We start from the raw sequence: 25,981 nt of genomic DNA, 5'->3' as shown, positions 1-25,981 counted from the left end.
ACGGGAGGCGCCCTCTGGGCGCGCTCGTTTTTCTGCTTCCGATAATTTCAACAAGCGAGGAGGACCGCCATGGGCGTGACCAATCGGTTGGCCTGTTACTCCGACCCCGCCGACCACTATTCCCACCGGGTACGTATCGTGCTCGCAGAGAAGGGTGTCAGCGCCGAGATCATCAGTGTGGAGGCGGGGCGTCAGCCGCCGAAGCTGATCGAAGTGAACCCTTACGGCAGTCTGCCCACCCTGGTCGATCGTGACCTGGCGTTGTGGGAGTCGACCGTGGTGATGGAATATCTGGATGAGCGTTACCCGCACCCGCCACTACTGCCGGTTTACCCAGTGGCGCGTGCCAACAGCCGTCTGCTGATTCATCGGATCCAGCGTGACTGGTGTGGGCTGGTGGATCTGATCCTGGATTCCCGGACCAAGGAAGCCGCTCGGGCTCAGGCTCGCAAAGAGCTGCGCGAGAGCCTGACCGGCGTTTCGCCGCTGTTCGCGGAGAAGCCGTTTTTCCTCAGTGAGGAACAAAGTCTAGTGGATTGCTGCCTATTACCAATACTCTGGAGATTACCGATTCTGGGTATTGAATTGCCACGGCAAGCCAAGCCGTTGCTTGATTACATGGAGCGCCAGTTCGCCCGTGAGACGTTCCAGGCAAGTCTGTCTGGCGTCGAACGCGACATGCGCTAAGGCTTAAGGAGCCGCTATGAACTCCAGTCGACCTTATCTGGTCCGCGCGCTCTACGAGTGGATTGTGGACAACGATTGCACCCCGCATATGCTGGTCAATTCCGAATACCCGGCGGTGCAGGTGCCTCAGGGCTTCGCCAGTGACGGACAGATCGTCCTGAATATTTCGCCGAGTGCCGTGCGTCATTTGCACATGGATAACGAGGTGGTGACTTTCGAGGGGCGCTTCGGTGGCGTCCCGCATAGCTTGTACGTCCCTGTGCCGGCGATCCTGGGCATTTACGCTCGGGAGAATGGTCAAGGTATGGTGTTCGATCTGGAGTCGCCCGTGGATGACGAGGACGATGAAATCGAGCCGGATGATGATATTCCACCACCGGATAACGAGCCGCCGCGTCCAAGCGGTCGACCGAGTCTGAAGGTCGTGAAGTAATAAAAAAGGCGATCCATCCGGATCGCCTTTTTTGTGCCCGTACCTTTCGCCTGTATCAGTCGATGTATTCGAACAGTTTGACGATTTTCTGTACGCCGGAAACGCCCTGTACCAGATTGGTCGCCTGGGTGGCTTCCTGTTGGGTCAGCAGGCCCAGCAGGTAGACGATGCCGTTTTCCGTCACGACCTTGATGCGCGAACCTGGAATGCTGGCATCGGTCAGCATCTGGGTCTTGATCTTGGTGGTCAGCCAGGCATCGTTCTGCCGGGCCAGCAGGGAAGAGGGCGGCAGAACCTGCAGTTCGTTGTGGACTTTCTTCACCCGTTGCACGGCGCTGGCGGCCTGCTCGGCGAGTGTCTTGAGGTCGGCGCGCGGGGTCTGGCCAGCCAGCAGAACGATGCCGTTGAAGCTGGTCACCACGATGTGCGAATTGTGGTCCAGGTCCGGACTGGCCTTGGCGACGTTCACTTCGACTTTGGTCTGGATCAGTGAGTCATCGATCTTGCTGCCGAAGGTGCGGGTGCCGCGGTCATCTTCGATCGGGCTTTCGCGGGTGGCAGTAATCACCGAGCTGCAACCGCTGATGCTCAAGGCTAGGGTCAGGGCCAGTAGGCCAAGGCGATTAGGGGTCATTCTTCACTCCCGAACAGTTGGCTGTCGATCAAGTCGCAGAGGCAGTGGATCGCCAGCAGGTGGACTTCCTGGATACGTGCAGTGACATTGGCCGGTACGCGAATCTCGACATCTTCCGGCAATAGCAGGGACGCCATGCCGCCGCCATCGCGACCGGTCAATGCTACGACAATCATTTCGCGATCATGTGCGGCCTGGATCGCTTGAATAATATTCGCCGAGTTGCCGCTGGTGGAGATCGCCAGCAGGACATCGCCAGGCTGGCCCAGGGCGCGAATCTGCTTGGAAAAGACTTCGTTGTAGCTGTAGTCGTTGGCGATCGAGGTAATCGTCGAGCTGTCGGTGGTCAGCGCAATGGCTGGCAGGCTCGGGCGCTCGCGCTCGAAACGGTTGAGCAGTTCGGAGGAGAAGTGCTGGGCATCGCCGGCCGAGCCACCATTGCCGCAGGAGAGCATTTTTCCTTCGTTTAGCAGGGCGTTGACCATGACCTGGCTGGCTTGCTCGATGTGCGGTGCAAGTACGTCCATCGCCTGCTGCTTGGTGTCGATACTGGCCTGAAAAAGCTGGCGAATTCGGGATTGCATGTCCATCTGTGTGACCTTAAGTGGCGCGGCTTTCTGGCACATGAATGTGCTGCCCGCATAGCAAAGAGCAAAAATGTTGAGTGAAAATGTCCGGCTCGGCCCGAGAGCGTCGATCAGCTTTCAAAGGCATTCCGTAGCCAGTTCAAATGAGTGGTCGTACCTGGGGCGCTGTCTATGGCGACCACATCGAAACGGCAAGGGTGGTTGGACCAGCGCGACTCGCGCTGCAGGAAAAACTGTGCGGCGAGTATCAGTTTCTGACGCTTGCGTGCGTCGATGCTGCCTAGTGCGCCACCCCATTGCGTGTGTTGTCTGTAGCGGACTTCGACGAATACTACTGTATCGCCGTCAAGCATGACCAGATCAAGCTCGCCGCGTTTGCACAACCAGTTCTGCGCCAGCAGGCGCAGCCCTTGTTGTTCAAGATGCCGGAGCGCTTGGGCTTCGGCATCCTGACCGCTTTGCTGGCGTGATCGTTGTGGCATTAGCGCTGGGTGTCAGGCAGGCGAGTGATCTGGCCGCTGACGAACTCGGCCCATGGCAGCTGGCGTTGAACACGCTGGCTCGGGCTCATGGTCAGGCTGCCCGACAGGCCTTCGATGCGGCTGTCCGGCAGGGCCTTGAGTTGCCCCAGGCGTGGTGCCAGGCGGTAGGCGTCGGCGCCCATCGCATACAGTCGACCCAGGCTGCCACCGGCTTGTGGCCATTGCGCGGCGACCTGTCGGCGCAGCGGGTCATTGGCATCCAGCAGCCAAGGCGTCTCGCAGAAGCGTATGCCGTTCATGTCGTTGTACTGGTTCTGGTCGCCGCTGGCGCTGAAGACATGAGAGGTGGCGTAGACAGGTACATCGCCGGCGTACTGGAAGTTCAGGGTCGGCTTGATCTGTTGTGCCTGTTGCGGAGTGGATGCCAGGAAAATGAACTCGATGTCCTGGCGGCGCGAAGGTTGTGCGGCCACTTGAGTACCGGCGGCGTTCTGCAGGCTCTTGGCGCGGGCTTCGCTCTGGCGCAGTTGGAACAGGTCGGCAATCTGCTGGGCCAGGGCTACTGGCTGATCGACGCGTTCGATACCGACCACGCTACCGCCGTTGCTTTCCCAGTCCTGACGGAAAGCCTTGAGCACACGATCACCCCATTCGCCGCGTGGCACCAGGACCGCAGCGCGGTGCAGGCCGTCGGCGCGGGCGCGGCGGGAGACTTCGCGAGCCTCATCTTCGGCGGCCAGGCCGAACTGGAACAGTTGCGCGGGGCCTTGTTCGCCTTCGCTGTAGTTCAGCGCCAGGGTGGTGATAGGCAGTTGCGGGCGCGCGGCGAGCTGTTTGACCAGCGGTTTTTCCAGCGGGCCGACGACCAGTTGCACGCCATCTGCCTGGGCCTTGCGATAGAAGTCATCCAGCGAAGTCAGGCGCGAGCTGTCGTAGAACTCGATGCTGGGTGGTTTCTGACCGGCTTGCTGAGCCTGATAGTGCGCGGCCATGAAGCCGTCGCGCAGGGCCTTGGAGACCGCGGCCAGCGGGCCGTCCTGCGGCAACAGCAGGGCGATCTTGGACAGCGGCTGGCTGGCCAGCTCCTTGAGTTTGGTCAGCGGCAGCGGCAGCTGAATGGCCGCCGGATGCTTGGGGTTCTGTGCGCGCCAGTTGTCGATGGCGGCCTGCTGTTGTTCCAGGGTGCCGGCGGTCTTCACTGCCAGCGCCAGGCTCATCCAGCCGCCCAGGTCATCGTTGCCGACGGCTTGCAGTTGATCGGTCGGCAGGCTGGCAATCAACGCCCAGATGGCTTCGTGGTTCTTGCTCGCGGCGTCGTCCTTGAGCAGTGGCGCAATGAAAATGCGCTCCCGTGCCGCGGCGAGGGCCTGGCCGTCAGCCTCTAGTGCGCGAGCGTGGACAGTGCCGGTGCGGATCTGCTGCTCTTCCGGCAGTTCGCTCAGGCGTTGCAGGCTCGGGTGGCTCAGGGCGGTCAGGGCGGCCTTTGGCTGGTTGCGAGTCATGGCCAGTTCGGCGGCCAGGGTGCTGGCGAAAACCTGCTGGCCGGGCTTGAGTTGCTCCATCGGCACTTGTTGCAGGATTTGCGCGGCCTGGCCGGCGTTGCCCTGGCGATAGGCCAGGTCGGCAGCGCTCAAGCGCAGCAGGGCTGCCTTGTCGGGCGTTTTGCTGTTGGCGGCCTGTTCGAGCAGTTGCTCGATGCTGGCATCCGGGGTCCGTGGAAGTTCGCCAAGGCTGGAGGAGGGCGAGCTGGCGCAAGCCGCCAGGAGGGCGGCAAGGCATAAGGCAGAGAACAGCCGCAGGCAAGCGATCATGTAAGTGTTCCTGATACTCGATCAAATTAGCGTGGAATTGTACCCAAGCACTGGCCGGGGCGCGATGTTACTGGCAATAAACCGTCTATTTTAGGTCGAGCAAATGTTGCAGTGCTTTAGAACGGCAGGCGCTGTCGCAGGCGTGAGGTGCCTGTGGCGCGCATTCCGAAGGCTTCTACGCGCTACAATGGCGCTTTTACCGATCAAGAGGTGTGCGCTTTGACTGCTCCAGGTCCTTTGAATTCCGCTGCTGGCTCGCTTTATGTGGTGGCGACGCCCATCGGCAACCTGGACGACATCAGTGCCCGGGCCTTGAAGATCTTGCGTGAGGTGGCGCTGATTGCCGCCGAAGACACGCGCCACTCGCAACGTTTGATGCAGCACTTCGGGATTTCCACACCGCTGGCCGCCTGCCATGAACATAACGAACGGGATGAAGGCAGCCGTTTTCTCACGCGTCTGTTGGCGGGAGACAGCGTTGCGCTGATTTCCGACGCGGGCACGCCGTTGATCTCCGATCCGGGTTACCACCTGGTGCGTCAGGCGCGTGCGGCGGGTATCAATGTCGTTCCTGTTCCTGGGGCTTGCGCTCTGATTGCGGCCTTGTCGGCGGCGGGGCTGCCTTCCGATCGTTTTATCTTCGAGGGCTTTCTGCCGGCCAAGGCGGTAGGACGGCGCGGGCGTCTTGAGCTATTAAAGGAGGAGCCGCGCACGCTGATTTTCTATGAGGCGCCACACCGTATTCTCGAGTGCTTGCAGGATATGGAGTCGGTGTTCGGTGGCGAGCGTCCGGCATTGCTGGCCCGGGAGTTGACCAAGACCTTTGAAACCCTCAAGGGGCTGCCGCTTTCGGAGTTGCGGGCTTTCGTCGAGGCAGACGGCAATCAGCAGCGCGGCGAATGCGTTGTACTGGTAGCGGGGTGGTCAGCGCCGGAGAGCGACGAGGCTGTGAGCAGTGAGGCGATGCGGGTTCTCGACCTGCTGCTCAACGAGATGCCGCTCAAGCGGGCCGCGGCATTGGCGGCGGAAATTACCGGCGTGCGCAAGAATGTGCTCTATCAAGTGGCGCTGGATAAACAGAAAGGCGAGTAAACGCGATCGGCGGAATGGCAAAAGGCTTTTATCCCTTGTTCTTCCGCCGCTCTGCCGTTAACCTGCGCGGCGGAGAGTCGATTGGACAGTCGCTGCCCTCTATGAAAATTAGAGGGGGGAGGAAAGTCCGGGCTCCATAGGGCGGAGTGCCAGGTAATGCCTGGGAGGCGCGAGCCTACGGAAAGTGCCACAGAAAATAACCGCCTAAGCACTTCGGTGCCGGTAAGGGTGAAAAGGTGCGGTAAGAGCGCACCGCACGTCTGGCAACAGTTCGTGGCTAGGTAAACCCCACTCGGAGCAAGACCAAATAGGGTTCCAAGGCGTGGCCCGCGCTGGAACCGGGTAGGTTGCTAAAGATGTCCAGTGATGGCCATCGTAGAGGAATGACTGTCCTCGACAGAACCCGGCTTACAGATCGACTCTCCACCTTTTCCCTCCCTGCTTGAATCAATAGCAGAAGCGCTTTTGTAATACCGAAAAGATCTTACTCTTAACAAATTACTTTAACTTCGCGATACAGCTTCTTGAGCTGATTGAAGTTATTGCGCCAAATCCTTCGCCAAATTCCCGTTACCCCTCCTTTTAGTCTCCTAAATCTCCGTTCTATAAGGCTTTTCCGTCGCTCCGTGCCTTGACGGTGTGGTGGGCGCATTCCTATAGTGTGCGCAAGTGGCGGAAAGTGGCATGAAGTGGGTTTTTTGGACGTAAAACGCTAAAATTTGGAGAAACGCTGACGTGTTTCGCGGAGCTAACGCTATCAGTCTCGACGCAAAGGGCCGTCTCGCCATGCCGAGCCGGTACCGTGACGAGCTCGTTTCGCGTAGTTCCGGGCAACTTATCGTCACTATTGATGCCGTTGATCCGTGTTTGTGTGTCTACCCCCTCGACGAGTGGGAAATTATTGAAACCAAGCTGCGTGCGCTGCCTTCGCTACGTGAAGAAAACCGTCGCTTGCAGCGTTTGCTGATTGGTAATGCCGTCGACCTCGAACTCGATGGCAGTGGTCGTTTTCTGGTTCCGCCGCGTCTGCGCGAATATGCCAAGTTGGATAAGCGCGCAATGTTGGTAGGCCAATTGAACAAGTTCCAACTGTGGGACGAGGATGCCTGGAATGCTGTTTCCGCAGCGGACCTGGCAGCTATTCAACAACCGGGCGCCATGCCTGATGAACTGCGTGATTTGATCCTGTGACTATTGATAGCGGCTTTAACCACATCACCGTACTGCTTGACGAAGCCGTCGAGGCTCTCGCCGTACGTCCTGATGGCTGCTATCTGGATGGCACCTTCGGTCGCGGTGGTCATAGTCGTCTGATCCTCAGCAAGCTTGGGCCGGATGGTCGGCTGCTCGGATTCGACAAAGATCCTCAAGCGATTGCCACCGGGCAAGCGCTAGCGGCCGAAGACGGCCGCTTTGTCGTTGTGCAGCGCAGCTTTGCCGAACTGGGCTCGGAAGTGGCCGAGCGCGGCCTGGATGGCAAGGTCAGCGGCGTGCTGCTCGACCTGGGTGTGTCTTCGCCGCAGCTCGACGATCCTGAGCGCGGCTTCAGTTTTCTCAATGATGGTCCCCTGGATATGCGCATGGACCCGTCCCGCGGCATCAGCGCGGCGGAGTTCGTCAACACCGCGCCGGTGGAAGAAATCGCCCGTGTATTCAAGGAATACGGCGAAGAGCGTTTCTCCGGTCGTATGGCCCGCGCCGTGGCTGAGCGCCGCGACATCAAGCCGTTCGAACGTACCGCCGACCTGGCGGAAGTCTTGAAAGTCGCCAACCCGGCCTGGGAAAAGGGCAAGAACCCGGCAACCCGTGCGTTCCAGGGGCTGCGCATTCATGTCAACAACGAACTGGGCGATCTGGAAGCCGGCCTCGAAGCCGCGCTGGAATGCCTGGAGGTCGGCGGCCGTCTGGTGGTCATCAGTTTCCACTCGCTGGAAGACCGCATCGTCAAACTGTTCATGCGCAAGCTGGTGAAGGGCGAGGCGGACAACCTGCCTCGCAACCTGCCGGTGCGCCATGTGGCTTTCGAGCCGAAAATCAAAGTCCATGGCAAAGCGCAGACGGCCTCCGATGCCGAGCTCAAGGCCAACCCGCGTTCCCGTAGTGCTGTCATGCGCGTTGCGGAGAAGCTGCGGTGAGCAAGCTTTTCGCCAAGCCACTTCCAGGCGGAAGCTTTTTCATGCTTCTGCTGTTCATCGGCGTCCTGGTGTCCGCGATTGCGGTGTCCTATAGCGCCCACTGGAATCGCCAACTGCTCAACACGCTGTACGGCGAGTTGAGTGTGCGTGACAAGGCACAAGCGGAGTGGGGACGGCTGATTCTCGAGCAAAGCACCTGGACCGCCCATAGCCGGATCGAAGTGCTGGCCACCGAGCAACTGAAAATGCGCATTCCCGGCGCAGCAGAAGTCCAGATGGTGGCGCCATGATGAAGCTTGAAGGCGCACTCTTCCCCTGGCGGTTCCGCCTGGTGCTGGGCTTGCTCGGTATCATGGTGGCGGCGATCGCCTGGCGCATCATCGACCTGCAGGTCGTCGATCGCGACTTCCTCAAGGGGCAGGGCGATGCGCGCAGCGTTCGGCATATTCCGATCCCGGCTCACCGTGGCTTGATCACCGACCGTAACGGCGAGCCGCTGGCCGTCAGTACGCCAGTGACCACCCTGTGGGCCAACGCCAAGGAAATGCAGCTGGCCAAGGACAAGTGGCCGGCATTGGCTGCTGCCTTGGGACAAGACCCCAAGGCGCTGGCTGAGCGCCTTGAAGCGCAAGCCAATAAAGAATTCATCTACCTGGTGCGCGGCCTGACGCCCGAGCAGGGCCAGCAAGTTCTCGATCTCAAAGTGCCGGGGGTGTATGGCATCGAAGAGTTCCGGCGCTTCTACCCGGCCGGCGAAGTGACCGCGCATATGGTCGGCTTTACCGACATCGACGATCGCGGCCGCGAAGGGGTCGAACTGGCTTATGACGAGTGGCTCGCCGGAGTTCCGGGCAAGCGCCAGGTCATCAAGGACCGGCGCGGCAGACTGATCAAGGATGTCCAGGTCACCAAAAACGCCAAGGCCGGCAAGCCCTTGGCGTTGTCGATTGACCTGCGCCTGCAATACCTGGCCAACCGCGAGCTGCGCAACGCCATCGTCGAGAACGGCGCCAAGGCCGGCAGCCTGGTCATCATGGACGTGAAGACCGGCGAGATCCTGGCCATGGTCAATCAGCCGACCTACAACCCGAACAATCGTCGCAACCTGCAACCGGCGATGATGCGCAACCGCGCCATGATCGACGTGTTCGAGCCGGGTTCGACCATGAAAGCCATCTCCATGAGCGCGGCGCTGGAAACCGGCCGCTGGAAACCGAGCGACACCGTCGAGGTTTATCCAGGCACGCTGCAGATCGGCAAATACACCATTCGTGACGTATCCAAGAGTGAAGGCGCGGTACTCGACCTGACCGGGATTCTGATCAATTCCAGTAACGTCGGCATGAGCAAGATCGCCTTCGATATCGGTGGCGAAGCCATCTTCCGCCTGGCCCAGAAAATCGGTCTTGGCCAGGACACCGGCCTCGGCTTCCCGGGCGAACGTGTCGGCAACCTGCCGAATTATCGTGAATGGCGCAAGGCCGAGACAGCCACACTGTCGTATGGCTACGGCATTTCGGTGACCGCGATCCAGCTGGTTCACGCCTTCTCGGCCCTGGCTAATAACGGTCGCATCGCTCCGCTGACTCTGATCAAAACCGACAGGACACCGGAAACCGCCCAGGTGATTCCGGAAAAGGTCGCCAAGACCATGCAAGGCATGTTGCAGCAGGTGATCGAGGCGCCGCGTGGCGTGTTCCGTGCCCAGGTACCGGCTTATCACGTGGCCGGCAAGAGTGGTACTGCGCGTAAGACTTCGGTCGGTACCAAGGGTTATGCCGAGAACTCCTACCGCTCCCTGTTCGCCGGTTTCGGCCCGATGAGCGATCCGCGCTACGCCATCGTCGTGGTGATCGACGAGCCGAGCAAGGCTGGTTACTTCGGTGGTCTGGTATCGGCGCCGGTGTTCAGCAAAGTGATGTCCGGCACCCTGCGTCTGATGAATATCTCGCCGGACAACCTGCCACCTACCCAACAAGCCAATGCGGCACCAGCTAAAGGAGGGCGCGGCTGATGTCTCTTAGCCTGAACAAAATTTTCGCCCACGCTGGTCGTGATCTGCTGATTCGTGAACTGACTCTGGACAGCCGTAATGTGCGCGCCGGCGATCTGTTTCTCGCGGTGCCTGGCGGCAAGTTCGATGGTCGTGCGCACATCGCCGACGCCTTGCAGCGCGGTGCGGCTGCGGTGGCTTATGAAGTCGAAGGCGCGACCGTCCTGCCGATTACCGATGTGCCGCTGATTCCGGTCAAAGGCCTGGCGGCGCAGCTGTCGGATATCGCCGGGCGTTTTTATGGCGACCCGAGCCGCAACCTCAACCTGATCGGGGTGACCGGTACCAACGGCAAGACCAGCGTGACCCAGTTGGTGGCGCAGGCACTCGATCTGCTGGGCCAGCACTGCGGCATTGTCGGCACCCTCGGCAGCGGTTTTTATGGCGCGCTGCAAAGCGGCATGCATACCACGCCGAACCCGATTGCCGTGCAGGCCACCCTGGCCGACCTGAAAAAGGCCGGCGCCAAGGCCGTGGCGATGGAAGTGTCGTCCCATGGTCTGGACCAGGGGCGAGTCAGTGCTCTGGCCTTTGACGTGGCGGTGCTGACCAATCTGTCTCGCGATCATCTGGATTATCACGGCACCATGGAAGCCTACGGCTCCACCAAGGCCAAGCTGTTCGGCTGGACCGATCTGGGGTGCCGTGTCATCAACCTCGACGATGACTTCGGTCGGCTGCTGGCCAGTGACGAACAGGATTCGCGGTTGATTACCTACAGTCTCAAGGATCCGCGGGCCTATCTGTACTGCCGCGAAGCGCAATTCGACGACGAAGGCGTGCGTGCAACCCTGGTGACTCCGCAGGGCGAACATCATCTGCGTAGCACCTTGCTCGGTCGTTTCAACCTGAGCAACGTGCTGGCCGCTGTCGGCGCCTTGCTCGGCCTGGATTACGCCCTCGACGAAATCCTTCACGTACTGCCGAAACTGGAAGGCCCGGCCGGTCGCATGCAGCGCCTGGGCGGTGGTTCGCAACCGCTGGTGGTGGTCGATTACGCCCATACCCCGGATGCCCTGGAAAAGGTATTGCTGGCCCTGCGTCCCCATGCCAAGGGCCGTTTGCTGTGCCTGTTCGGCTGCGGCGGCGATCGCGATCGCGGCAAGCGTCCGCTGATGGCGGAAGTGGTCGAGCGCCTGGCCGACGGCGTGCTGGTCACCGACGACAACCCGCGCACGGAAGATCCGGCGCAGATTTTCGACGACATTCGTGCCGGCTTTAGCGCAGTGGACAAGGTCGAGTTCGTTTCCGGTCGCGGCCTGGCCATCGCCCAGTTGGTCGCCGGCGCTTCGGTGGACGACGTGATTGTCCTGGCCGGTAAAGGTCATGAGGACTATCAGGAAATCAATGGCGTGCGTCTCGACTTCTCCGACCTGGTGGAAGCCGATCGAGCGCTGACCGCGTGGGAGGTGGCCCATGCTTAAGGCCCTGAAACTCAGTGAACTGAGCGGACCGCTGGCGGGGCGCCTGCTGGCTGGCGATTGCGGCTTCGATGGCGTGAGCATCGACAGCCGGGCGATCAAGCCGGGCCAACTCTTTATTGCCCTGGCCGGCCCACGTTTCGACGGGCACGACTACCTGAATGAAGTCGCCGCCAAAGGCGCCGTCGGGGCCCTGGTCGAACGCGAAGTGCCAGACAGCACGCTGCCGCAGCTGCTGGTCAGCGATACCCGGCAGGCGCTCGGCCAACTGGGGGCGTTGAATCGCGCGGCTTTCACCAAGCCGGTAGCGGCGATTACCGGCTCCAGCGGCAAGACCACAGTCAAGGAAATGCTTGCGAGCATCCTGCGCACGCGCGGGCCGGTGCTTGCCACACGCGGCAACCTGAACAACGACCTGGGCGCGCCCTTGACCCTGCTGGAACTGGCCCCGGAGCACACCGCGGCCGTGATCGAGCTGGGGGCTTCGCGCATCGGCGAAATTGCCTACACCGTGGCGATGAGCAAGCCGCAGGTCGCCATCATCAATAATGCCGGTACCGCTCATGTGGGCGAGTTTGGCGGGCCGGAGAAAATCGTCGAGGCCAAGGGCGAGATCCTTGAAGGGCTGGATGCTTCCGGTATCGCTGTGCTCAACCTCGACGACAAGGCCTTCCCGATCTGGAAAGCCCGCGCCGCTGGCCGTCAGGTGCTGAGTTTTGCCCTGACCAACAATGCCGCCGACTTTTACGCCTCGGATATCCAGCGCGATGCCCGTGGCTGTCCGAACTTCACCCTGCACGCGGGCAACGGTTCCGAGCGTGTCCAGTTGAACCTGCTGGGTACCCATAACGTTGCCAATGCCCTGGCCGCTGCCGCTGCCGCGCATGCCCTGGGCGTGTCGTTGTTCGGCATCGCCACCGGGCTCAACGCGGTGCAGCCGGTCAAGGGCCGCACTGTCGCCCAGCTGGCGAAAAACGGTATGCGGGTAATCGACGACACCTATAACGCGAACCCCACGTCAATGTGCGCGGCCGTTGATATACTCGCCGGCTTTTCCGGTCGCACCGTCCTGGTGCTCGGAGAGATCGGCGAGTTGGGCGATTGGGCGGAGCAGGGGCACCGCGAAGTGGGTGCTTATGCCGCCGGCAAGGTGTCGGCGCTCTATGCCGTGGGTCCAATGATGGCCCACGCGGTCGCCGCCTTCGGTGAGCACGCCCGACACTTCGCCAGCCAGGCCGAGCTGATTGCAGCCCTGGGCGCCGAGCAAGATACAAACACCACTATTTTGATCAAGGGATCGCGCAGCGCGGTGATGGAAAACATCGTCGCGGCTTTGTGTGGTTCCAGCACGGAGAAACATTGATGCTGCTGCTGCTAGCGGAGTACCTGCAACAGTTCTACAAAGGCTTCGCGGTCTTTCAGTACCTGACCCTGCGCGGGATTCTCGGGGTACTGACTGCACTGGTGCTGTCCTTGTGGCTGGGGCCGTGGATGATCCGCACTCTGCAGACCCGTCAGATCGGCCAGGCCGTGCGTAATGACGGTCCGCAATCGCACCTCTCCAAGTCGGGTACTCCGACCATGGGCGGCGCGTTGATTCTTTCGGCAATCGGTATCAGCACCCTGCTTTGGGCCGACTTGAGCAACCGTTATGTGTGGGTGGTGTTGCTGGTCACCCTGCTGTTCGGCGCCATCGGCTGGGTCGATGACTATCGCAAGGTAATCGAGAAGAACTCCCGTGGCTTGCCTAGCCGCTGGAAGTACTTCTGGCAGTCGGTATTTGGCCTGGGCGCGGCGATCTTCCTGTACGTCACCGCACAAACCCCGGTCGAAACCACCTTGCTGATCCCCATGCTCAAGGACGTCAGTATTCCGCTGGGTATCGGCTTCGTGGTCCTGACCTATTTCGTGATCGTCGGCTCCAGCAACGCGGTCAACCTGACCGATGGCCTCGACGGCCTGGCGATCATGCCGACCGTGATGGTAGGCGGCGCCCTGGGTATCTTCTGCTACCTGTCGGGTAACGTGAAATTCGCTGAGTACCTGCTGATTCCTTACGTTCCGGGCGCGGGTGAACTGATTGTGTTTTGCGGCGCGCTGATCGGCGCCGGGCTCGGTTTCTTGTGGTTCAACACTTACCCGGCACAAGTCTTCATGGGCGACGTCGGCGCGCTGGCGCTGGGCGCGGCCCTGGGCACCATCGCGGTGATCGTTCGCCAGGAAATCGTCCTGTTCATCATGGGCGGCGTGTTCGTGATGGAAACCCTGTCGGTGGTCATTCAGGTGGCCTCCTTCAAGTTGACCGGTCGTCGTGTCTTCCGCATGGCGCCGATTCACCACCACTTTGAACTCAAGGGCTGGCCCGAGCCGCGTGTGATCGTCCGTTTCTGGATCATCACCGTGATTCTCGTGCTGATCGGCCTTGCCACCCTGAAGCTGAGGTAGAACGAGTGTCTCTGATCGCTTCTGACCACTTCCGCATCGTTGTCGGCCTCGGCAAGAGCGGCATGTCCCTGGTTCGCTTCCTGGCGAACCGGGGCGTGTCGTTTGCCGTCGCCGATACGCGGGAAAATCCACCGGAACTGGCCACGCTGTGCCGTGACTATCCGCATGTGGAAGTGCGTTGTGGCGAGCTGGACGTCGACTTCCTGTGCCGTGCCGACGAGCTCTACGTGAGCCCCGGCCTGGCCCTGGCGACCCCGGCCCTGCAAGCCGCCGCCGCCCGTGGGGTGAAACTCTCCGGCGATATCGAGCTGTTCGCGCGTAACGCGAAGGCGCCGATCGTCGCCATCAGCGGTTCCAACGCGAAAAGCACCGTGACCACCCTGGTGGGGGAAATGGCTGCGGCGGCGGGCAAGCGGGTCGCCGTGGGCGGCAACCTGGGCACGCCGGCCCTGGACCTGCTCAGCGACGACGTCGAGCTGTATGTCATGGAGCTGTCCAGCTTCCAGCTGGAAACCACCGACCAGTTGGGGGCCGAAGTGGCCACCGTGCTGAACATCAGCGAAGACCATATGGACCGCTACAGCGGCCTGCCGGCGTATCACCTGGCCAAGCACCGGATCTTCCGTGGCGCCCGGCAAGTGGTGTTCAACCGCCAGGATGCCCTGACTCGGCCATTGATCGGCGAAGGCCTGCCGTGCTGGACCTTTGGCCTGAGCAAACCCGATTTCAAGGCGTTCGGCCTGCGTGAAGAGAATGGCGAGAAATACCTGGCCTTCGAATTCCAGAACCTGATGCCGGTGCGCGAGCTGAAGATCCGTGGCGCCCATAACCAGTCCAACGCCCTGGCGGCGCTGGCCCTGGGACATGCGGTCGGCCTGCCGTTCGATGCCATGCTCTCGGCCCTGCGCACCTTCGCCGGCCTCGAGCACCGCTGCCAATGGGTTCGTGACCTGGATGGCGTGGGGTATTACAACGACTCCAAGGCCACCAACGTCGGCGCCGCACTGGCGGCCATCGAAGGCCTGGGCGCGGATATCGAAGGCAAGATCGTGCTGATCGCCGGTGGCGACGGCAAGGGTGCCGAGTTCAAGGACCTGCGCGATCCGGTGGCGGCCAACTGCCGCGCCGTGATCCTGATGGGCCGCGATTCCGACAAGATCGGCGAGGCCATCGGCGAGGCCGTGCCGCTGATTCGTGTCGGCTCCCTGGTCGACGCCGTGGCGCAATGCCGTGCCGCCGCCCAGTCCGGCGACGTGGTGCTGCTGTCGCCTGCCTGCGCCAGTTTCGACATGTTCAAGAATTACGAAGACCGTGGTCACCAGTTCGTCCGCGCCGTGGAGGATCTGGCATGAACCTGAGAGACATCATCAAGCCTTATCCATCGCCGATCATCACCGGGCGCGGCGTCGACCTCGACTTCCCGATGCTCGCCGGCTGCCTGACGCTGCTTGGCCTCGGGCTGATCATGATCGCCTCGGCCTCCACCGAAGTGGCGGCGGTGCAATCGGGCAGCGCCCTGTATTACATGATTCGCCACCTGATCTACGTGGTGCTGGGCCTGGGTGCCTGCATCGTCACCATGATGATTCCGATCGCCACCTGGCAACGCCTGGGCTGGATGATGCTGCTCGGTGCCTTCGGTTTGCTGGTGATGGTGATCATTCCGGGGATCGGCCGTGAGGTGAACGGTTCGATGCGCTGGATCGGTTTCAGTTTCTTCAACGTCCAGCCTTCCGAGATTGCCAAGGTGTTCGTGGTGATCTACCTCGCCGGTTATCTGGTACGTCGCCAGAAAGAAGTGCGCGAAAGCTGGATGGGCTTCTTCAAGCCGTTCATCGTGCTGCTGCCAATGGCTGGCCTGCTGCTGATGGAACCGGACTTCGGTGCCACCGTGGTGATGATGGGGGCGGCGGCGGCGATGCTGTTCCTCGGTGGGGTCGGGCTGTTCCGTTTCTCCTTGATGGTGGTCCTGGCGGTCGCGGCGGTGGTCCTGCTGATTCAGATGCAGCCCTATCGAATGGCGCGCCTGACCAACTTTGCCGACCCTTGGGCCGACCAGTTCGGCGCTGGCTACCAGTTGTCCCAGGCCTTGATCGCTTTTGGCCGCGGCGAATGGCTGGGCGTTGGCCTGGGCAACAGCGTGCAGAAGCAGTTCTACCTGCCGGAAGCCCACACCGACTTCGTGTTCTCGGTCCTGGCCGAAGAGCTGGGCGCCGTCGGTTCCCTGTGCACGGTGGCGCTGTTCGTCTTCGTCTGTATCCGTGGCATGTACATCGGCCTGTGGGCCGAGAAAGCCAAGCAGTTCTTTGCCGCCTATGTCGCTTATGGCCTGTCGTTCCTGTGGATCGGCCAGTTCCTGATCAACATCGGGGTGAATGTCGGCCTGCTGCCGACCAAAGGCCTGACCTTGCCGTTCCTCAGTTATGGCGGCAGTTCGTTGGTGATCTGCTGCGCCTGTCTGGGCCTGTTGCTGCGTATCGAGTGGGAGAGTCGGACCCACCTGGGCAGCGAGGAAATGGAGTTCAGCGAGAGCGACTTCGCCGAGGAGCCAAGCCATGGGCGCTAATGTGCTGATCATGGCCGGTGGCACCGGCGGTCACGTGTTCCCGGCGCTGGCCTGTGCCCGCGAATTCCAGGCGCGCGGTTATACCGTGCACTGGCTCGGCACTCCGCGCGGTATCGAAAACGAGCTGGTGCCGAATGCCGGCCTGCAGCTGCACCTGATCAACGTCAGCGGCCTGCGGGGCAAGAGCAAGCTGTCGCTGCTCAAGGCGCCATTCGTGCTGCTCAAGGCCGTGCTGCAGGCGCGTCGGATCATCCGTCAGCTCAAGCCGGTCTGCGTGCTGGGCTTTGGCGGTTATGTGACCGGCCCTGGCGGTGTCGCGGCCAAACTGTCCGGCGTGCCGGTGATCGTTCATGAACAGAACGCGGTCGCCGGTACCGCCAATCGGCTGCTGGTGCCGTTGTCGGCCCGAGTCTGCGAAGCTTTCCCGGACACCTTTGGTGCCTCCAGCAGCCGGCGTACCACCGGCAACCCGGTGCGCACCGAGCTGTTCCTCGATACACCGCGCGAGGCCCTGGCCGGACGCAAGGCGCGTTTGCTGATCCTGGGTGGAAGCCTGGGAGCAGAGCCGTTGAACAAGTTGCTGCCTGAAGCCCTGGCGCTGGTCTCCCCCGAACTGCGTCCGGAAGTGTTTCATCAGGCCGGCAAAAACCACGATGAAGTGACTGCAGAGCGCTATCGCGCCGCCGGCGTCGAGGCGCAGGTGCAGCCGTTCATCAAAGACATGGCCCAAGCCTACGGCTGGGCTGACCTGGTGGTCTGTCGCGCAGGTGCGTTGACCGTCAGTGAACTGGCTGCCGCCGGTCTGCCTTCGATGCTCGTGCCTTTGCCTCACGCCATCGACGATCACCAGACCCGCAATGCCGATTATTTGGCTCGTGAAGGCGCTGCCTTCCTGATGCCGCAAAGAACGACTGGCGCAGCGGACCTTGCCGCTCGCCTGACAGAGGTTTTGATGCAACCGGAACGACTCAACAGCATGGCCGACGCCGCACGTCGCCTGGCCAAACCCGATGCCACCCGTAGCGTGGTCGATATCTGCCTGGAGGTGGCCCATGGTTGAGAATCAGAAAGCCATGCCACAACCGGAAATGCGCCGTATCCGTCGCATCCACTTCGTCGGTATCGGCGGCGTGGGCATGTGCGGGATCGCCGAAGTACTGCTGAACCTGGGCTACCAGGTTTCCGGCTCCGACCTCAAGGCGTCGCCGGTCACCGAGCGCCTCGAGTCCTTTGGTGCGCAGATCTTCATCGGCCATCGTGCCGAGAACGCCGCCAACGCCGATGTACTGGTGGTGTCCAGCGCCGTGAACACCTCCAACCCGGAAGTGGCCACCGCCCTGGAACGCCGCATCCCGGTGGTGCCGCGCGCGGAAATGCTCGCCGAGCTGATGCGCTACCGCCACGGCGTCGCCGTTGCCGGTACCCATGGCAAGACCACCACCACCAGCCTGTTGGCCTCGGTGTTCGCCGCCGGTGGCCTGGACCCGACCTTCGTCATCGGTGGCCGGCTGAATGCAGCTGGCACCAATGCACAGCTGGGCACCAGCCGCTACCTGATCGCCGAAGCCGATGAAAGCGACGCCAGCTTCCTGCACCTGCAGCCGCTGGTGGCCGTGGTGACCAACATCGACGCCGACCACATGGCGACCTACGACGGTGACTTCAACAAGCTGAAGAAAACCTTCGTCGAATTCCTGCACAACCTGCCGTTCTATGGCCTGGCCGTGCTGTGCCTGGACGACCCGGTGGTGCGCGAGATCCTGCCGCAGGTCAAGCGTCCGACCGTCACCTACGGTTTCAACGAAGGCGCCGACGTGCGCGCGATCAATGTACGCCAGCAGGGTATGCAGACCTTCTTCACCGTGCTGCGTCCCGATCGCGAGCCGCTGGATGTCTCGGTGAACATGCCGGGTAACCACAACGTGCTGAACGCCCTGGCGACCATCTGCATCGCCACCGACGAAGGCATCAGCGATGAAGCCATCGTCCAGGGCCTGTCGGGCTTCCAGGGCGTGGGACGTCGCTTCCAGGTCTACGGCGAACTGCCGGTGGATGGCGGCAATGTGATGCTGGTGGACGACTACGGCCACCACCCGACCGAAGTCGCGGCGGTGATCAAGGCCGTGCGCGGTGGCTGGCCTGAGCGTCGCCTGGTGATGGTCTACCAGCCGCACCGTTTCAGCCGCACCCGCGACCTGTACGACGATTTCGTCCAGGTATTGGCGGACGCCAACGTCCTGCTGTTGATGGAAGTCTATCCAGCGGGCGAAGAGCCGATCCCGGGGGCGGACAGCCGTCAGCTGTGCCACAGCATCCGTCAGCGCGGTCAATTGGACCCGATCTACATTGAGCGTGGGGTCGACCTCGCGCCGCTGGTCAAGCCGCTGCTGCGCGCCGGCGACATCCTGCTGTGCCAGGGCGCCGGTGATATCGGCGGTCTTGCGCCGAAGCTGCTGGGCAGCCCGTTGTTCGCGGGCGCCGTGCCTGCCGGTCAGGGGAAGTCGAAATGACCGCCGCCTACGCCTCTCTGTTTTCGACCCTCGCGCCGAAGGATTTCGGTCGCGTCGCCGTGCTGTTCGGCGGCAAGAGCGCCGAGCGCGAAGTCTCGCTGAAGTCCGGTAACGCCGTGCTCGAAGCCTTGCTGAGCGCTGGTGTGGACGCCTTCGGCATCGACGTCGGTGACGACTTCCTGCAGCGCCTGCTGAACGAGAAGATCGATCGCGCCTTCATCATCCTCCACGGTCGTGGCGGCGAAGACGGCAGCATGCAGGGCCTGCTGGAATGCATGGGCATTCCCTACACCGGCAGCGGCATCCTGGCTTCGGCGCTAGCGATGGACAAACTGCGTACCAAGCAGGTCTGGCACAGCCTCGGTATTCCGACGCCACGCCACGCCGTACTTGGCTCCGAGGCCGATTGTATTTCTGCGGCTACGGAACTGGGCATGCCTTTGATCGTCAAACCGGCGCATGAAGGTTCCAGTATTGGTATGGCCAAAGTGACATCCGCGTCCGAACTGATCGACGCATGGAAAGCGGCCAGTACCTACGACTCGCAAGTCTTGGTTGAACAATGGATTCAAGGTCCGGAGTTCACCATCGCCACGCTGCGCGGCCAGGTATTGCCACCGATCGCCCTGGGCACGCCCCACACGTTTTACGACTACGACGCCAAGTACCTGGCTTCCGATACCCAGTACCGGATTCCGTGTGGCCTCGACAGCAATAAAGAGCAGGAGCTCATGGACCTGACGGCGAAAGCCTGCGGGGCGCTCGGTATCGCCGGTTGGGCGCGTGCCGACGTGATGCAGGACGCTGATGGCCAGTTCTGGTTCCTGGAAGTGAACACCGCTCCCGGCATGACCGATCACAGTCTGGTTCCGATGGCGGCCCGTGCCGCCGGCCTGGATTTCCAGCAGCTGGTTCTGGCCATCCTGGCGGAGAGTGTCGTCAGTAACGCAGAGCCGCGAGGTTAAGGCCATGCAAGGCGCCCAGCTACGTCATCAGCAACCCGCTCCCGGCCGCAAGCCGGTGCCGCGTGGTGCCAGCCGGATGGTGGCCAAGGAGCCGATGTCGGCGCGCCTGCCGAAAGCCAACTTTGGCGTGCTGAAAAGCCTGATGTGGCCGGTGCTGCTGGTCGCGCTGGGCTTCGGCACTTACGAGGGCGCGCAGCGCCTGTTGCCCTATGCCGACCGGCCGATCACCAAGGTCGCGGTGCAGGGCGACCTGAGTTACATCAGCCAGCAGGCGGTGCAGCAGCGGATCGCGCCCTACGTCGCGGCGAGCTTCTTCACCATCGACCTGGCGAGTATGCGTACCGAGCTGGAACAGATGCCATGGATCGCTCATGCCGAGGTACGGCGTGTGTGGCCGGACCAGGTGGTGATTCGCCTGGAAGAGCAGTTGCCGGTGGCCCGTTGGGGCGACGAGGCGCTGTTGAACAACCAGGGCCAGGCCTTCACCCCGCGTGAGCTGGCGAACTACGAGCACTTGCCACAGTTGTTCGGCCCGCAGCGGGCCCAGCAGCAGGTGATGCAGCAGTACCAGGTGTTGAGCCAGATGCTTCGCCCGATGGGTTTCTCCATTGCCCGTCTGGAGTTGCGCGAGCGCGGCAGCTGGTTCCTGACCACGGGGGCCGGCAGCGCCGGTCCTGGTATCGAACTGTTGCTCGGACGCGATCACCTGGTGGAGAAGATGCGCCGCTTCATTGCCATTTATGAAAAAACGCTGAAAGAACAGATTACGAACATCGCGCGCATCGATCTGCGTTATGCCAACGGCCTGGCCGTCGGCTGGCGGGAACCTGTAGCGCCCACGACGGCCCAACCCGCCGTCGCGAAGAATTAAGAAGAGGCAGGACCATGGCAAACGTGCAAAGCGGCAAAATGATCGTCGGTCTGGATATCGGTACCTCCAAGGTGGTGGCGCTGGTAGGCGAGGTCGCGGCCGATGGCACGCTGGAAATCGTCGGTATCGGCACCCATCCATCGCGCGGCCTGAAGAAGGGCGTGGTGGTGAATATCGAGTCCACCGTTCAATCGATCCAGCGCGCGGTAGAAGAAGCGCAACTGATGGCCGGTTGCCGTATCCACTCGGCGTTCGTCGGCGTGGCGGGCAATCACATTCGCAGCCTGAACTCCCACGGCATCGTGGCGATTCGTGATCGCGAAGTGAGCTCGGCGGACCTGGAGCGGGTACTCGACGCGGCGCAGGCCGTGGCGATTCCGGCCGACCAGCGGGTGCTGCACACCCTGCCGCAGGATTACGTGATCGATAACCAGGAAGGCGTGCGCGAGCCCCTGGGCATGTCCGGCGTACGCCTGGAAGCCAAGGTGCACGTGGTGACCTGCGCGGTGAATGCCGCCCAGAACATCGAAAAGTGCGTGCGTCGCTGCGGCCTGGAAATCGACGACATCATTCTCGAACAGCTGGCCTCGGCGTATTCGGTGCTGACCGACGACGAGAAAGAGCTGGGCGTGTGCCTGGTGGATATCGGTGGTGGCACCACCGACATCGCGATCTTCACCGAAGGCGCAATCCGCCATACCGCGGTGATCCCGATTGCCGGCGACCAGGTGACCAACGACATCGCCATGGCGCTGCGTACGCCGACCCAGTACGCCGAAGAAATCAAGATTCGTTATGCCTGCGCCCTGGCCAAGCTGGCCGGTGCCGGCGAAACCATCAAGGTGCCAAGCGTTGGCGACCGTCCGCCGCGCGAGCTGTCCCGCCAGGCCCTGGCCGAAGTGGTCGAGCCGCGTTACGACGAGCTGTTCACCCTGATCCAGGCCGAACTGCGTCGCAGCGGCTACGAAGACCTGATCCCGGCCGGCATCGTGCTGACCGGCGGTACTTCGAAAATGGAAGGCGCGGTCGAACTGGCCGAAGAGATTTTCCACATGCCGGTCCGCCTGGGCGTGCCGCACACCGTCAAAGGCCTGTCCGACGTGGTGCGCAACCCGATCTACTCCACCGGCGTGGGCTTGCTGTTGTACGGGCTGCAGAAGCAGTCCGACGGTATCTCGTTCTCCGGCATCGGTAGCCGAGACAGCTACAGCAGCGATGAACCCAAGGCCGCCTTGCTCGATCGCATCAAGAGCTGGGTGCAGGGCAATTTCTGAAGATTTACCGCAACACCGTTGTAAGCAGTAGGCGAAAAAACTAGAGAAATGAAAGGAGAGGGAAAATGTTCGAACTCGTAGACAACGTCCCCGCAAGTCCGGTAATCAAGGTTATCGGTGTCGGCGGTGGCGGCGGCAACGCCGTCAATCACATGGTCAAGAGCAACATCGAAGGCGTCGAATTCATCTGCGCCAACACTGATGCTCAAGCGCTGAAAAACATCGGCGCGCGGACCATCCTGCAACTGGGTACCGGCGTGACCAAGGGCCTGGGTGCTGGCGCCAATCCTGAAGTCGGCCGTCAAGCCGCCCTGGAAGACCGCGAGCGTATCGCTGAAGTGCTGGCGGGCACCAACATGGTGTTCATCACGACCGGCATGGGCGGTGGTACCGGTACCGGTGCTGCGCCGATCATCGCCGAAGTGGCCAAGGAAATGGGCATCCTCACCGTTGCGGTGGTGACCCGTCCGTTCCCGTTCGAAGGCCGCAAGCGCATGCAGATCGCCGATGAAGGCATCCGCGCGCTGAGCGAAAGCGTCGATTCGTTGATCACCATTCCCAACGAAAAGCTGCTGACCATCCTCGGCAAAGACGCCAGCCTGCTGTCGGCTTTTGCCAAGGCCGACGACGTCCTGGCCGGTGCCGTTCGCGGTATCTCCGACATCATCAAGCGTCCGGGCATGATCAACGTCGACTTTGCCGACGTACGCACCGTGATGAGCGAAATGGGCATGGCGATGATGGGCACTGGCTGCGCCAGCGGTCCTAACCGTGCACGTGAAGCGACCGAAGCGGCGATCCGCAACCCGCTGCTGGAAGACGTGAACCTGCAAGGTGCGCGCGGCATCCTGGTGAACATCACCGCCGGTCCCGACCTGTCCCTGGGTGAGTACTCCGACGTGGGTAGCATCATCGAAGCCTTCGCTTCCGAGCACGCCATGGTCAAGGTCGGTACCGTTATCGATCCGGACATGCGCGACGAGCTGCACGTGACTGTGGTTGCCACAGGTCTGGGCGCGAAAATCGAGAAACCTGTGAAGGTCATCGACAATACCGTGCAAACCTCCATGGCCGCTGCACAGGCGCCAGCACCTGCGCGTCAGGAACTGCCGTCGGTCAACTACCGTGATCTGGACCGTCCGACCGTCATGCGCAACCAGGCCCAGGCCAGTGCTGCGACTGCGGCGAAGCTGAATCCGCAAGATGATCTGGACTACCTGGACATCCCGGCTTTCCTGCGTCGCCAGGCCGATTGATGGAATGTATCAGGGGTATTAGGGTGATTGGTGTTCAGCAAAGGTCTGGTCTGCTATTATCGCCAGCCTTTGTTGATACCAGTTCGCAATTTGCGCTGAAGCGGCCCAAGCCATGATTAAACAACGCACCCTGAAGAATATTATCCGTGCCACAGGTGTAGGCCTGCACTCCGGGGAGAAGGTTTACCTGACCCTCAAGCCTGCGCCTGTCGACACCGGCATTGTGTTTTGTCGTGCCGACCTGGACCCTGTGGTGCAGATTCCTGCTCGCGCGGAAAACGTTGGTGAAACCACTATGTCGACCACCCTGGTCAACGGTGACACCAAAGTGGACACGGTGGAGCACTTGCTCTCGGCCATGGCTGGCCTGGGCATCGATAACGCCTACGTCGAGCTCTCCGCGTCCGAAGTCCCGATCATGGATGGCAGCGCTGGACCCTTCGTATTCCTGATTCAATCTGCCGGCCTGGAAGAACAGGACGCAGCCAAGAAGTTCATCCGCATCCTTCGCGAGGTGACAGTGGAAGACGGCGACAAGCGCGCCACTTTCGTGCCTTTCGACGGTTTTAAAGTGAGCTTTGAGATCGATTTCGATCACCCGGTTTTCCGTGACCGCACCCAGAGTGCAAGCGTGGACTTTTCCAGCACTTCGTTCGTGAAGGAAGTCAGCCGCGCCCGTACCTTTGGTTTCATGAGTGATATCGAGTACCTGCGCAAGCACAACCTCGCACTCGGCGGCAGCGTGGAAAACGCCATCGTGGTCGACGCGGATGGTGTACTGAACGAGGACGGCCTTCGCTACGAAGACGAATTCGTGAAGCACAAGATCCTCGACGCAATTGGTGACCTCTACCTGCTGGGCAACAGCCTGATAGGTGAGTTCAAAGGCTTCAAGTCGGGCCATGCACTGAACAACCAGCTTCTGCGCAAGCTCATTGAGCAGAAAGACGCTTGGGAAGTCGTGACCTTCGAAGATGCCAGCACTGCACCGATCTCTTACATGCGTCCGGTTGCGGCCGTGTAAGTAACACTCTCTTTCCTTTAGTTTTTAAAGGCTGCCTTCGGGTGGCCTTTTTTTATGCCTGCAGATTGCTGCGCGGCTGATGAGGTTATCGCGGGCAGCACGGGCCCCGTAGGAGCGAGGCTTGCCCGCGATGAGGTTAACCCACCACCCGGTTTCGCCCTTCGGCCTTGGCCTGGTACAGCGCCTTGTCGGCCATCGAGCACAGCGCTTCCAGGCTGGGCTTCGGCGTGCCCGCCCAGGTGCTGAGGCCGATGCTGATGGTGATCGGCGAGGCGCCGTCCCGGATCGGCGGCAGGAGCTCGATCGCCAGGCGGATATGCTCGGCGATACGCCGGGCGCCTTCGTTATCGGTCTCCGGCAGGACCACGGCGAACTCTTCGCCGCCGTAGCGTGCGGCCAGGTCGCCGGGGCGCCGGATATTGTCACTGATCACCCGGGCCACGATGCGCAGGGCTTCATCGCCAAGCGGGTGGCCGTAGCGGTCGTTGAAGGCCTTGAAGTGATCCACGTCCAACATCAGCAGCGACAGGGCGCTGTGGGAGCGTTGCGCGCGTCCCCATTCGCGGGCCAGGGTCTGGTCCAGGCTGCGGCGGTTGTCCAAGCCGGTGAGCGCGTCAGTGGCGGCCAGTTGCGCGAGTTCCTGCTCGGCGCTCTGGCGGCGGCGCAATTCCCGGCAAAGCAGCCAGGTCAGCCACAGCAGGCCCAGGCACAGCGCACCGGTGGCGCCGCCGACCACCAGCGCGGTGCGCTGCCAGGAGGCGAAGACTTCATTGCTGGAGAGCGCCACGATCACGATCAGCGGCAGGTCTCCGACCTGGGAGAAGGTATACAGGCGCGGCTGCTGGGTGCTGGACATGCCTTTGAAGCTGCCGTTCCCCTCGCGCAGGATGCGGATGAAATTGGGCCGTTGGCTGAAGTCCTGGCCGATCAGGTTGTCCGCTCGCGGTGGTTCCTGGGCCAGCAGGATACCGTCGCTACTGATCAGGTTGACCGAGCTGTCGCGGCCGACATTCAGGCTTTTGAACAATTGGCTGAAGTAGTCCAGGCGCATGGCCGCTTCGGCCACGCCGAGGAACTCCCCGCGCTCGCCGGACACCCGGCGGCTGAAACTGATGCGCCAATCCAGCTCGGGCGGGCGGGCGCGGAACGGTCGGCTGATCAGCATGCCCGGATCAGGGTTGTTCACATGGGACTGGAAATACTCCCGGTCGGAAAAGTTGCCCTGGCGCGGTTCGACCGAGGCGGAATCGGCGAGCACGTCGCCGCGCGAGTCGAGCAGCAGGATGTTGCCCTTGTAGGGGGCCGCGGTGGCCCGGTCGAACAGCGCCATATGGCGAATGGTCGGCGATACCTGTTTCAGGTCGTCGCGTTGCGAGGCGCTGATCAGGCCACGCAGGGATACGTCGTACAGCTCGACGTTGCGCAGCACGTCGGCGTCGATCAATTGCACGATGTTGGAGGCCGCGCGGGTGGCGGCCATTTCGGCGCTGCCGCGTTCGCGAATCAGCAAGAAGGTCACGATGCTCAGGATGGAGATGACCATCAGTGAGCTTCCAAGAATCAGCATCCTTTCCGACCGGGTCAAAGTGGTCGTGTTGCGGGGTGTCGCACTACTCACACTCATGGTTCTGACTTCTGCGGTGTGTACGTTTCAGGGGTGTTTCCGGATGAAGCAAGCAGAGTTGCAGAGACCGATCGCGCCTGCGGGCGCATGTATAAATCGCAGACAAAAAAA

24 protein-coding genes and 1 other RNA gene are annotated in these 25,981 nt (G+C 61.8%); 20 read left to right on the top strand and 5 right to left on the bottom strand.

What is annotated here, in order from left to right:
- Positions 1-69: 69 nt before the first annotated feature.
- A complete protein-coding gene (locus tag AC3RCP_RS26410) occupies positions 70-687 on the top strand; it encodes a glutathione S-transferase N-terminal domain-containing protein (protein ID WP_007928460.1) in 618 nt (205 codons plus the stop codon).
- Between the two features lie 16 nt (positions 688-703).
- Positions 704-1,120, top strand: coding sequence for a ClpXP protease specificity-enhancing factor (locus AC3RCP_RS26405; protein ID WP_007928461.1), 417 nt, complete (start codon positions 704-706; stop codon positions 1,118-1,120).
- A gap of 55 nt (positions 1,121-1,175) precedes the next feature.
- On the opposite strand, the gene AC3RCP_RS26400 is transcribed toward AC3RCP_RS26405, so the two are convergent.
- From AC3RCP_RS26400 to AC3RCP_RS26385, 4 genes are all read right to left on the bottom strand, one after another.
- The gene (locus tag AC3RCP_RS26400) at positions 1,176-1,754 is read right to left on the bottom strand and encodes a BON domain-containing protein (protein ID WP_007928462.1); all 579 of its coding nucleotides are present in this window, start codon (positions 1,752-1,754) and stop codon (positions 1,176-1,178) included.
- Positions 1,751-2,344 (bottom strand): phosphoheptose isomerase, encoded by a 594-nt coding sequence (locus AC3RCP_RS26395; RefSeq protein WP_007928463.1) that lies wholly within the window; start codon positions 2,342-2,344, stop codon positions 1,751-1,753. Before AC3RCP_RS26395 ends, AC3RCP_RS26400 begins: the two co-directional genes overlap by 4 nt.
- 107 nt (positions 2,345-2,451) lie before the next feature.
- Positions 2,452-2,823 (bottom strand): YraN family protein, encoded by a 372-nt coding sequence (locus AC3RCP_RS26390; protein WP_007928464.1) that lies wholly within the window; start codon positions 2,821-2,823, stop codon positions 2,452-2,454.
- A complete protein-coding gene (locus tag AC3RCP_RS26385; protein ID WP_277589570.1) occupies positions 2,823-4,634 on the bottom strand; it encodes a penicillin-binding protein activator in 1,812 nt (603 codons plus the stop codon). Before AC3RCP_RS26385 ends, AC3RCP_RS26390 begins: the two co-directional genes overlap by 1 nt.
- A gap of 237 nt (positions 4,635-4,871) precedes the next feature.
- On the opposite strand from AC3RCP_RS26385, the gene rsmI reads away from it, so the two are divergent.
- The 18 genes from rsmI (at position 4,872) to lpxC (ending at position 24,246) form a co-directional block, all read left to right on the top strand.
- A complete protein-coding gene (rsmI, locus tag AC3RCP_RS26380) occupies positions 4,872-5,726 on the top strand; it encodes a 16S rRNA (cytidine(1402)-2'-O)-methyltransferase (RefSeq protein ID WP_492570865.1) in 855 nt (284 codons plus the stop codon).
- Positions 5,727-5,799: 73 nt separating this feature from the next.
- Positions 5,800-6,153: RNase P RNA component class A (rnpB, locus tag AC3RCP_RS26375), an RNA gene on the top strand.
- A gap of 308 nt (positions 6,154-6,461) precedes the next feature.
- Complete coding sequence (mraZ, locus tag AC3RCP_RS26370; protein ID WP_003205355.1) at positions 6,462-6,917, top strand: division/cell wall cluster transcriptional repressor MraZ; 456 nt, start codon at positions 6,462-6,464, stop codon at positions 6,915-6,917.
- Positions 6,914-7,861, top strand: a complete 948-nt coding sequence (rsmH, locus tag AC3RCP_RS26365; RefSeq protein ID WP_053262562.1) for a 16S rRNA (cytosine(1402)-N(4))-methyltransferase RsmH — start codon at positions 6,914-6,916, stop codon at positions 7,859-7,861. Before mraZ ends, rsmH begins: the two co-directional genes overlap by 4 nt.
- Positions 7,858-8,151 carry a cell division protein FtsL gene (gene ftsL / locus AC3RCP_RS26360; protein ID WP_009050721.1) on the top strand — a complete coding sequence of 98 codons (294 nt, stop codon included), beginning with the start codon at positions 7,858-7,860 and terminating at the stop codon, positions 8,149-8,151. The genes rsmH and ftsL overlap by 4 nt, the downstream gene beginning before the upstream one ends.
- Complete coding sequence (locus AC3RCP_RS26355; RefSeq protein WP_177323803.1) at positions 8,151-9,875, top strand: peptidoglycan D,D-transpeptidase FtsI family protein; 1,725 nt, start codon at positions 8,151-8,153, stop codon at positions 9,873-9,875. The genes ftsL and AC3RCP_RS26355 overlap by 1 nt, the downstream gene beginning before the upstream one ends.
- Positions 9,875-11,338, top strand: coding sequence for a UDP-N-acetylmuramoyl-L-alanyl-D-glutamate--2,6-diaminopimelate ligase (locus AC3RCP_RS26350; RefSeq protein ID WP_492570727.1), 1,464 nt, complete (start codon positions 9,875-9,877; stop codon positions 11,336-11,338). Before AC3RCP_RS26355 ends, AC3RCP_RS26350 begins: the two co-directional genes overlap by 1 nt.
- Entirely contained in the window at positions 11,331-12,698 is a 1,368-nt protein-coding gene (locus AC3RCP_RS26345; protein ID WP_492570728.1) for a UDP-N-acetylmuramoyl-tripeptide--D-alanyl-D-alanine ligase, read from the top strand. The genes AC3RCP_RS26350 and AC3RCP_RS26345 overlap by 8 nt, the downstream gene beginning before the upstream one ends.
- Positions 12,698-13,780, top strand: coding sequence for a phospho-N-acetylmuramoyl-pentapeptide-transferase (gene mraY, locus AC3RCP_RS26340; RefSeq protein WP_007928475.1), 1,083 nt, complete (start codon positions 12,698-12,700; stop codon positions 13,778-13,780). Before AC3RCP_RS26345 ends, mraY begins: the two co-directional genes overlap by 1 nt.
- A 5-nt stretch (positions 13,781-13,785) precedes the next feature.
- Positions 13,786-15,132, top strand: coding sequence for a UDP-N-acetylmuramoyl-L-alanine--D-glutamate ligase (gene murD, locus AC3RCP_RS26335; protein ID WP_492570729.1), 1,347 nt, complete (start codon positions 13,786-13,788; stop codon positions 15,130-15,132).
- On the top strand, positions 15,129-16,346 hold the full coding sequence (ftsW, locus tag AC3RCP_RS26330) for a putative lipid II flippase FtsW (protein WP_007928477.1): 1,218 nt from the start codon (positions 15,129-15,131) through the stop codon (positions 16,344-16,346). The genes murD and ftsW overlap by 4 nt, the downstream gene beginning before the upstream one ends.
- Positions 16,336-17,406, top strand: coding sequence for an undecaprenyldiphospho-muramoylpentapeptide beta-N-acetylglucosaminyltransferase (gene murG / locus AC3RCP_RS26325; RefSeq protein ID WP_009050717.1), 1,071 nt, complete (start codon positions 16,336-16,338; stop codon positions 17,404-17,406). The genes ftsW and murG overlap by 11 nt, the downstream gene beginning before the upstream one ends.
- Positions 17,399-18,856 carry a UDP-N-acetylmuramate--L-alanine ligase gene (murC, locus tag AC3RCP_RS26320; RefSeq protein ID WP_007922136.1) on the top strand — a complete coding sequence of 486 codons (1,458 nt, stop codon included), beginning with the start codon at positions 17,399-17,401 and terminating at the stop codon, positions 18,854-18,856. Before murG ends, murC begins: the two co-directional genes overlap by 8 nt.
- Positions 18,853-19,821 (top strand): D-alanine--D-alanine ligase, encoded by a 969-nt coding sequence (locus AC3RCP_RS26315; RefSeq protein WP_007922135.1) that lies wholly within the window; start codon positions 18,853-18,855, stop codon positions 19,819-19,821. Before murC ends, AC3RCP_RS26315 begins: the two co-directional genes overlap by 4 nt.
- Positions 19,822-19,825: 4 nt before the next feature.
- Positions 19,826-20,692, top strand: a complete 867-nt coding sequence (locus tag AC3RCP_RS26310; RefSeq protein ID WP_007922133.1) for a cell division protein FtsQ/DivIB — start codon at positions 19,826-19,828, stop codon at positions 20,690-20,692.
- Between the two features lie 14 nt (positions 20,693-20,706).
- Entirely contained in the window at positions 20,707-21,966 is a 1,260-nt protein-coding gene (gene ftsA, locus AC3RCP_RS26305; protein WP_007922131.1) for a cell division protein FtsA, read from the top strand.
- Between the two features lie 65 nt (positions 21,967-22,031).
- Positions 22,032-23,222, top strand: a complete 1,191-nt coding sequence (gene ftsZ / locus AC3RCP_RS26300) for a cell division protein FtsZ (protein WP_007922129.1) — start codon at positions 22,032-22,034, stop codon at positions 23,220-23,222.
- A gap of 112 nt (positions 23,223-23,334) precedes the next feature.
- Positions 23,335-24,246, top strand: a complete 912-nt coding sequence (gene lpxC, locus AC3RCP_RS26295) for a UDP-3-O-acyl-N-acetylglucosamine deacetylase (protein ID WP_009045509.1) — start codon at positions 23,335-23,337, stop codon at positions 24,244-24,246.
- A gap of 136 nt (positions 24,247-24,382) precedes the next feature.
- On the opposite strand, the gene AC3RCP_RS26290 is transcribed toward lpxC, so the two are convergent.
- Entirely contained in the window at positions 24,383-25,870 is a 1,488-nt protein-coding gene (locus AC3RCP_RS26290) for a sensor domain-containing diguanylate cyclase (protein ID WP_101339021.1), read from the bottom strand.
- Positions 25,871-25,981: the final 111 nt, after the last annotated feature.

This window comes from Pseudomonas sp. GW822-FHT05A08, from assembly GCF_058800485.1.
Note: the sequence above shows the minus strand (reverse complement) of the source record. Positions and strands in the feature narration are given on the sequence as shown.

Excerpts from the sequence above, each read along its gene's own strand:
- ftsW (WP_007928477.1), top strand. The coding sequence starts at position 15,129 with ATGAACCTGAGAGACATCATCAAGCCTTATCCATCGCCGATCATCACC.
- murG (WP_009050717.1), top strand. The coding sequence starts at position 16,336 with ATGGGCGCTAATGTGCTGATCATGGCCGGTGGCACCGGCGGTCACGTG.
- AC3RCP_RS26355 (WP_177323803.1), top strand. The coding sequence starts at position 8,151 with ATGAAGCTTGAAGGCGCACTCTTCCCCTGGCGGTTCCGCCTGGTGCTG.
- mraY (WP_007928475.1), top strand. The coding sequence starts at position 12,698 with ATGCTGCTGCTGCTAGCGGAGTACCTGCAACAGTTCTACAAAGGCTTC.
- AC3RCP_RS26290 (WP_101339021.1), bottom strand. The coding sequence starts at position 25,870 with ATGAGTGTGAGTAGTGCGACACCCCGCAACACGACCACTTTGACCCGG.
- AC3RCP_RS26410 (WP_007928460.1), top strand. The coding sequence starts at position 70 with ATGGGCGTGACCAATCGGTTGGCCTGTTACTCCGACCCCGCCGACCAC.
- AC3RCP_RS26400 (WP_007928462.1), bottom strand. The coding sequence starts at position 1,754 with ATGACCCCTAATCGCCTTGGCCTACTGGCCCTGACCCTAGCCTTGAGC.
- AC3RCP_RS26310 (WP_007922133.1), top strand. The coding sequence starts at position 19,826 with ATGCAAGGCGCCCAGCTACGTCATCAGCAACCCGCTCCCGGCCGCAAG.
- AC3RCP_RS26315 (WP_007922135.1), top strand. The coding sequence starts at position 18,853 with ATGACCGCCGCCTACGCCTCTCTGTTTTCGACCCTCGCGCCGAAGGAT.
- AC3RCP_RS26345 (WP_492570728.1), top strand. The coding sequence starts at position 11,331 with ATGCTTAAGGCCCTGAAACTCAGTGAACTGAGCGGACCGCTGGCGGGG.
- AC3RCP_RS26405 (WP_007928461.1), top strand. The coding sequence starts at position 704 with ATGAACTCCAGTCGACCTTATCTGGTCCGCGCGCTCTACGAGTGGATT.
- murC (WP_007922136.1), top strand. The coding sequence starts at position 17,399 with ATGGTTGAGAATCAGAAAGCCATGCCACAACCGGAAATGCGCCGTATC.
- AC3RCP_RS26390 (WP_007928464.1), bottom strand. The coding sequence starts at position 2,823 with ATGCCACAACGATCACGCCAGCAAAGCGGTCAGGATGCCGAAGCCCAA.
- lpxC (WP_009045509.1), top strand. The coding sequence starts at position 23,335 with ATGATTAAACAACGCACCCTGAAGAATATTATCCGTGCCACAGGTGTA.
- AC3RCP_RS26350 (WP_492570727.1), top strand. The coding sequence starts at position 9,875 with ATGTCTCTTAGCCTGAACAAAATTTTCGCCCACGCTGGTCGTGATCTG.
- AC3RCP_RS26395 (WP_007928463.1), bottom strand. The coding sequence starts at position 2,344 with ATGGACATGCAATCCCGAATTCGCCAGCTTTTTCAGGCCAGTATCGAC.
- ftsZ (WP_007922129.1), top strand. The coding sequence starts at position 22,032 with ATGTTCGAACTCGTAGACAACGTCCCCGCAAGTCCGGTAATCAAGGTT.
- ftsA (WP_007922131.1), top strand. The coding sequence starts at position 20,707 with ATGGCAAACGTGCAAAGCGGCAAAATGATCGTCGGTCTGGATATCGGT.
- AC3RCP_RS26385 (WP_277589570.1), bottom strand. The coding sequence starts at position 4,634 with ATGATCGCTTGCCTGCGGCTGTTCTCTGCCTTATGCCTTGCCGCCCTC.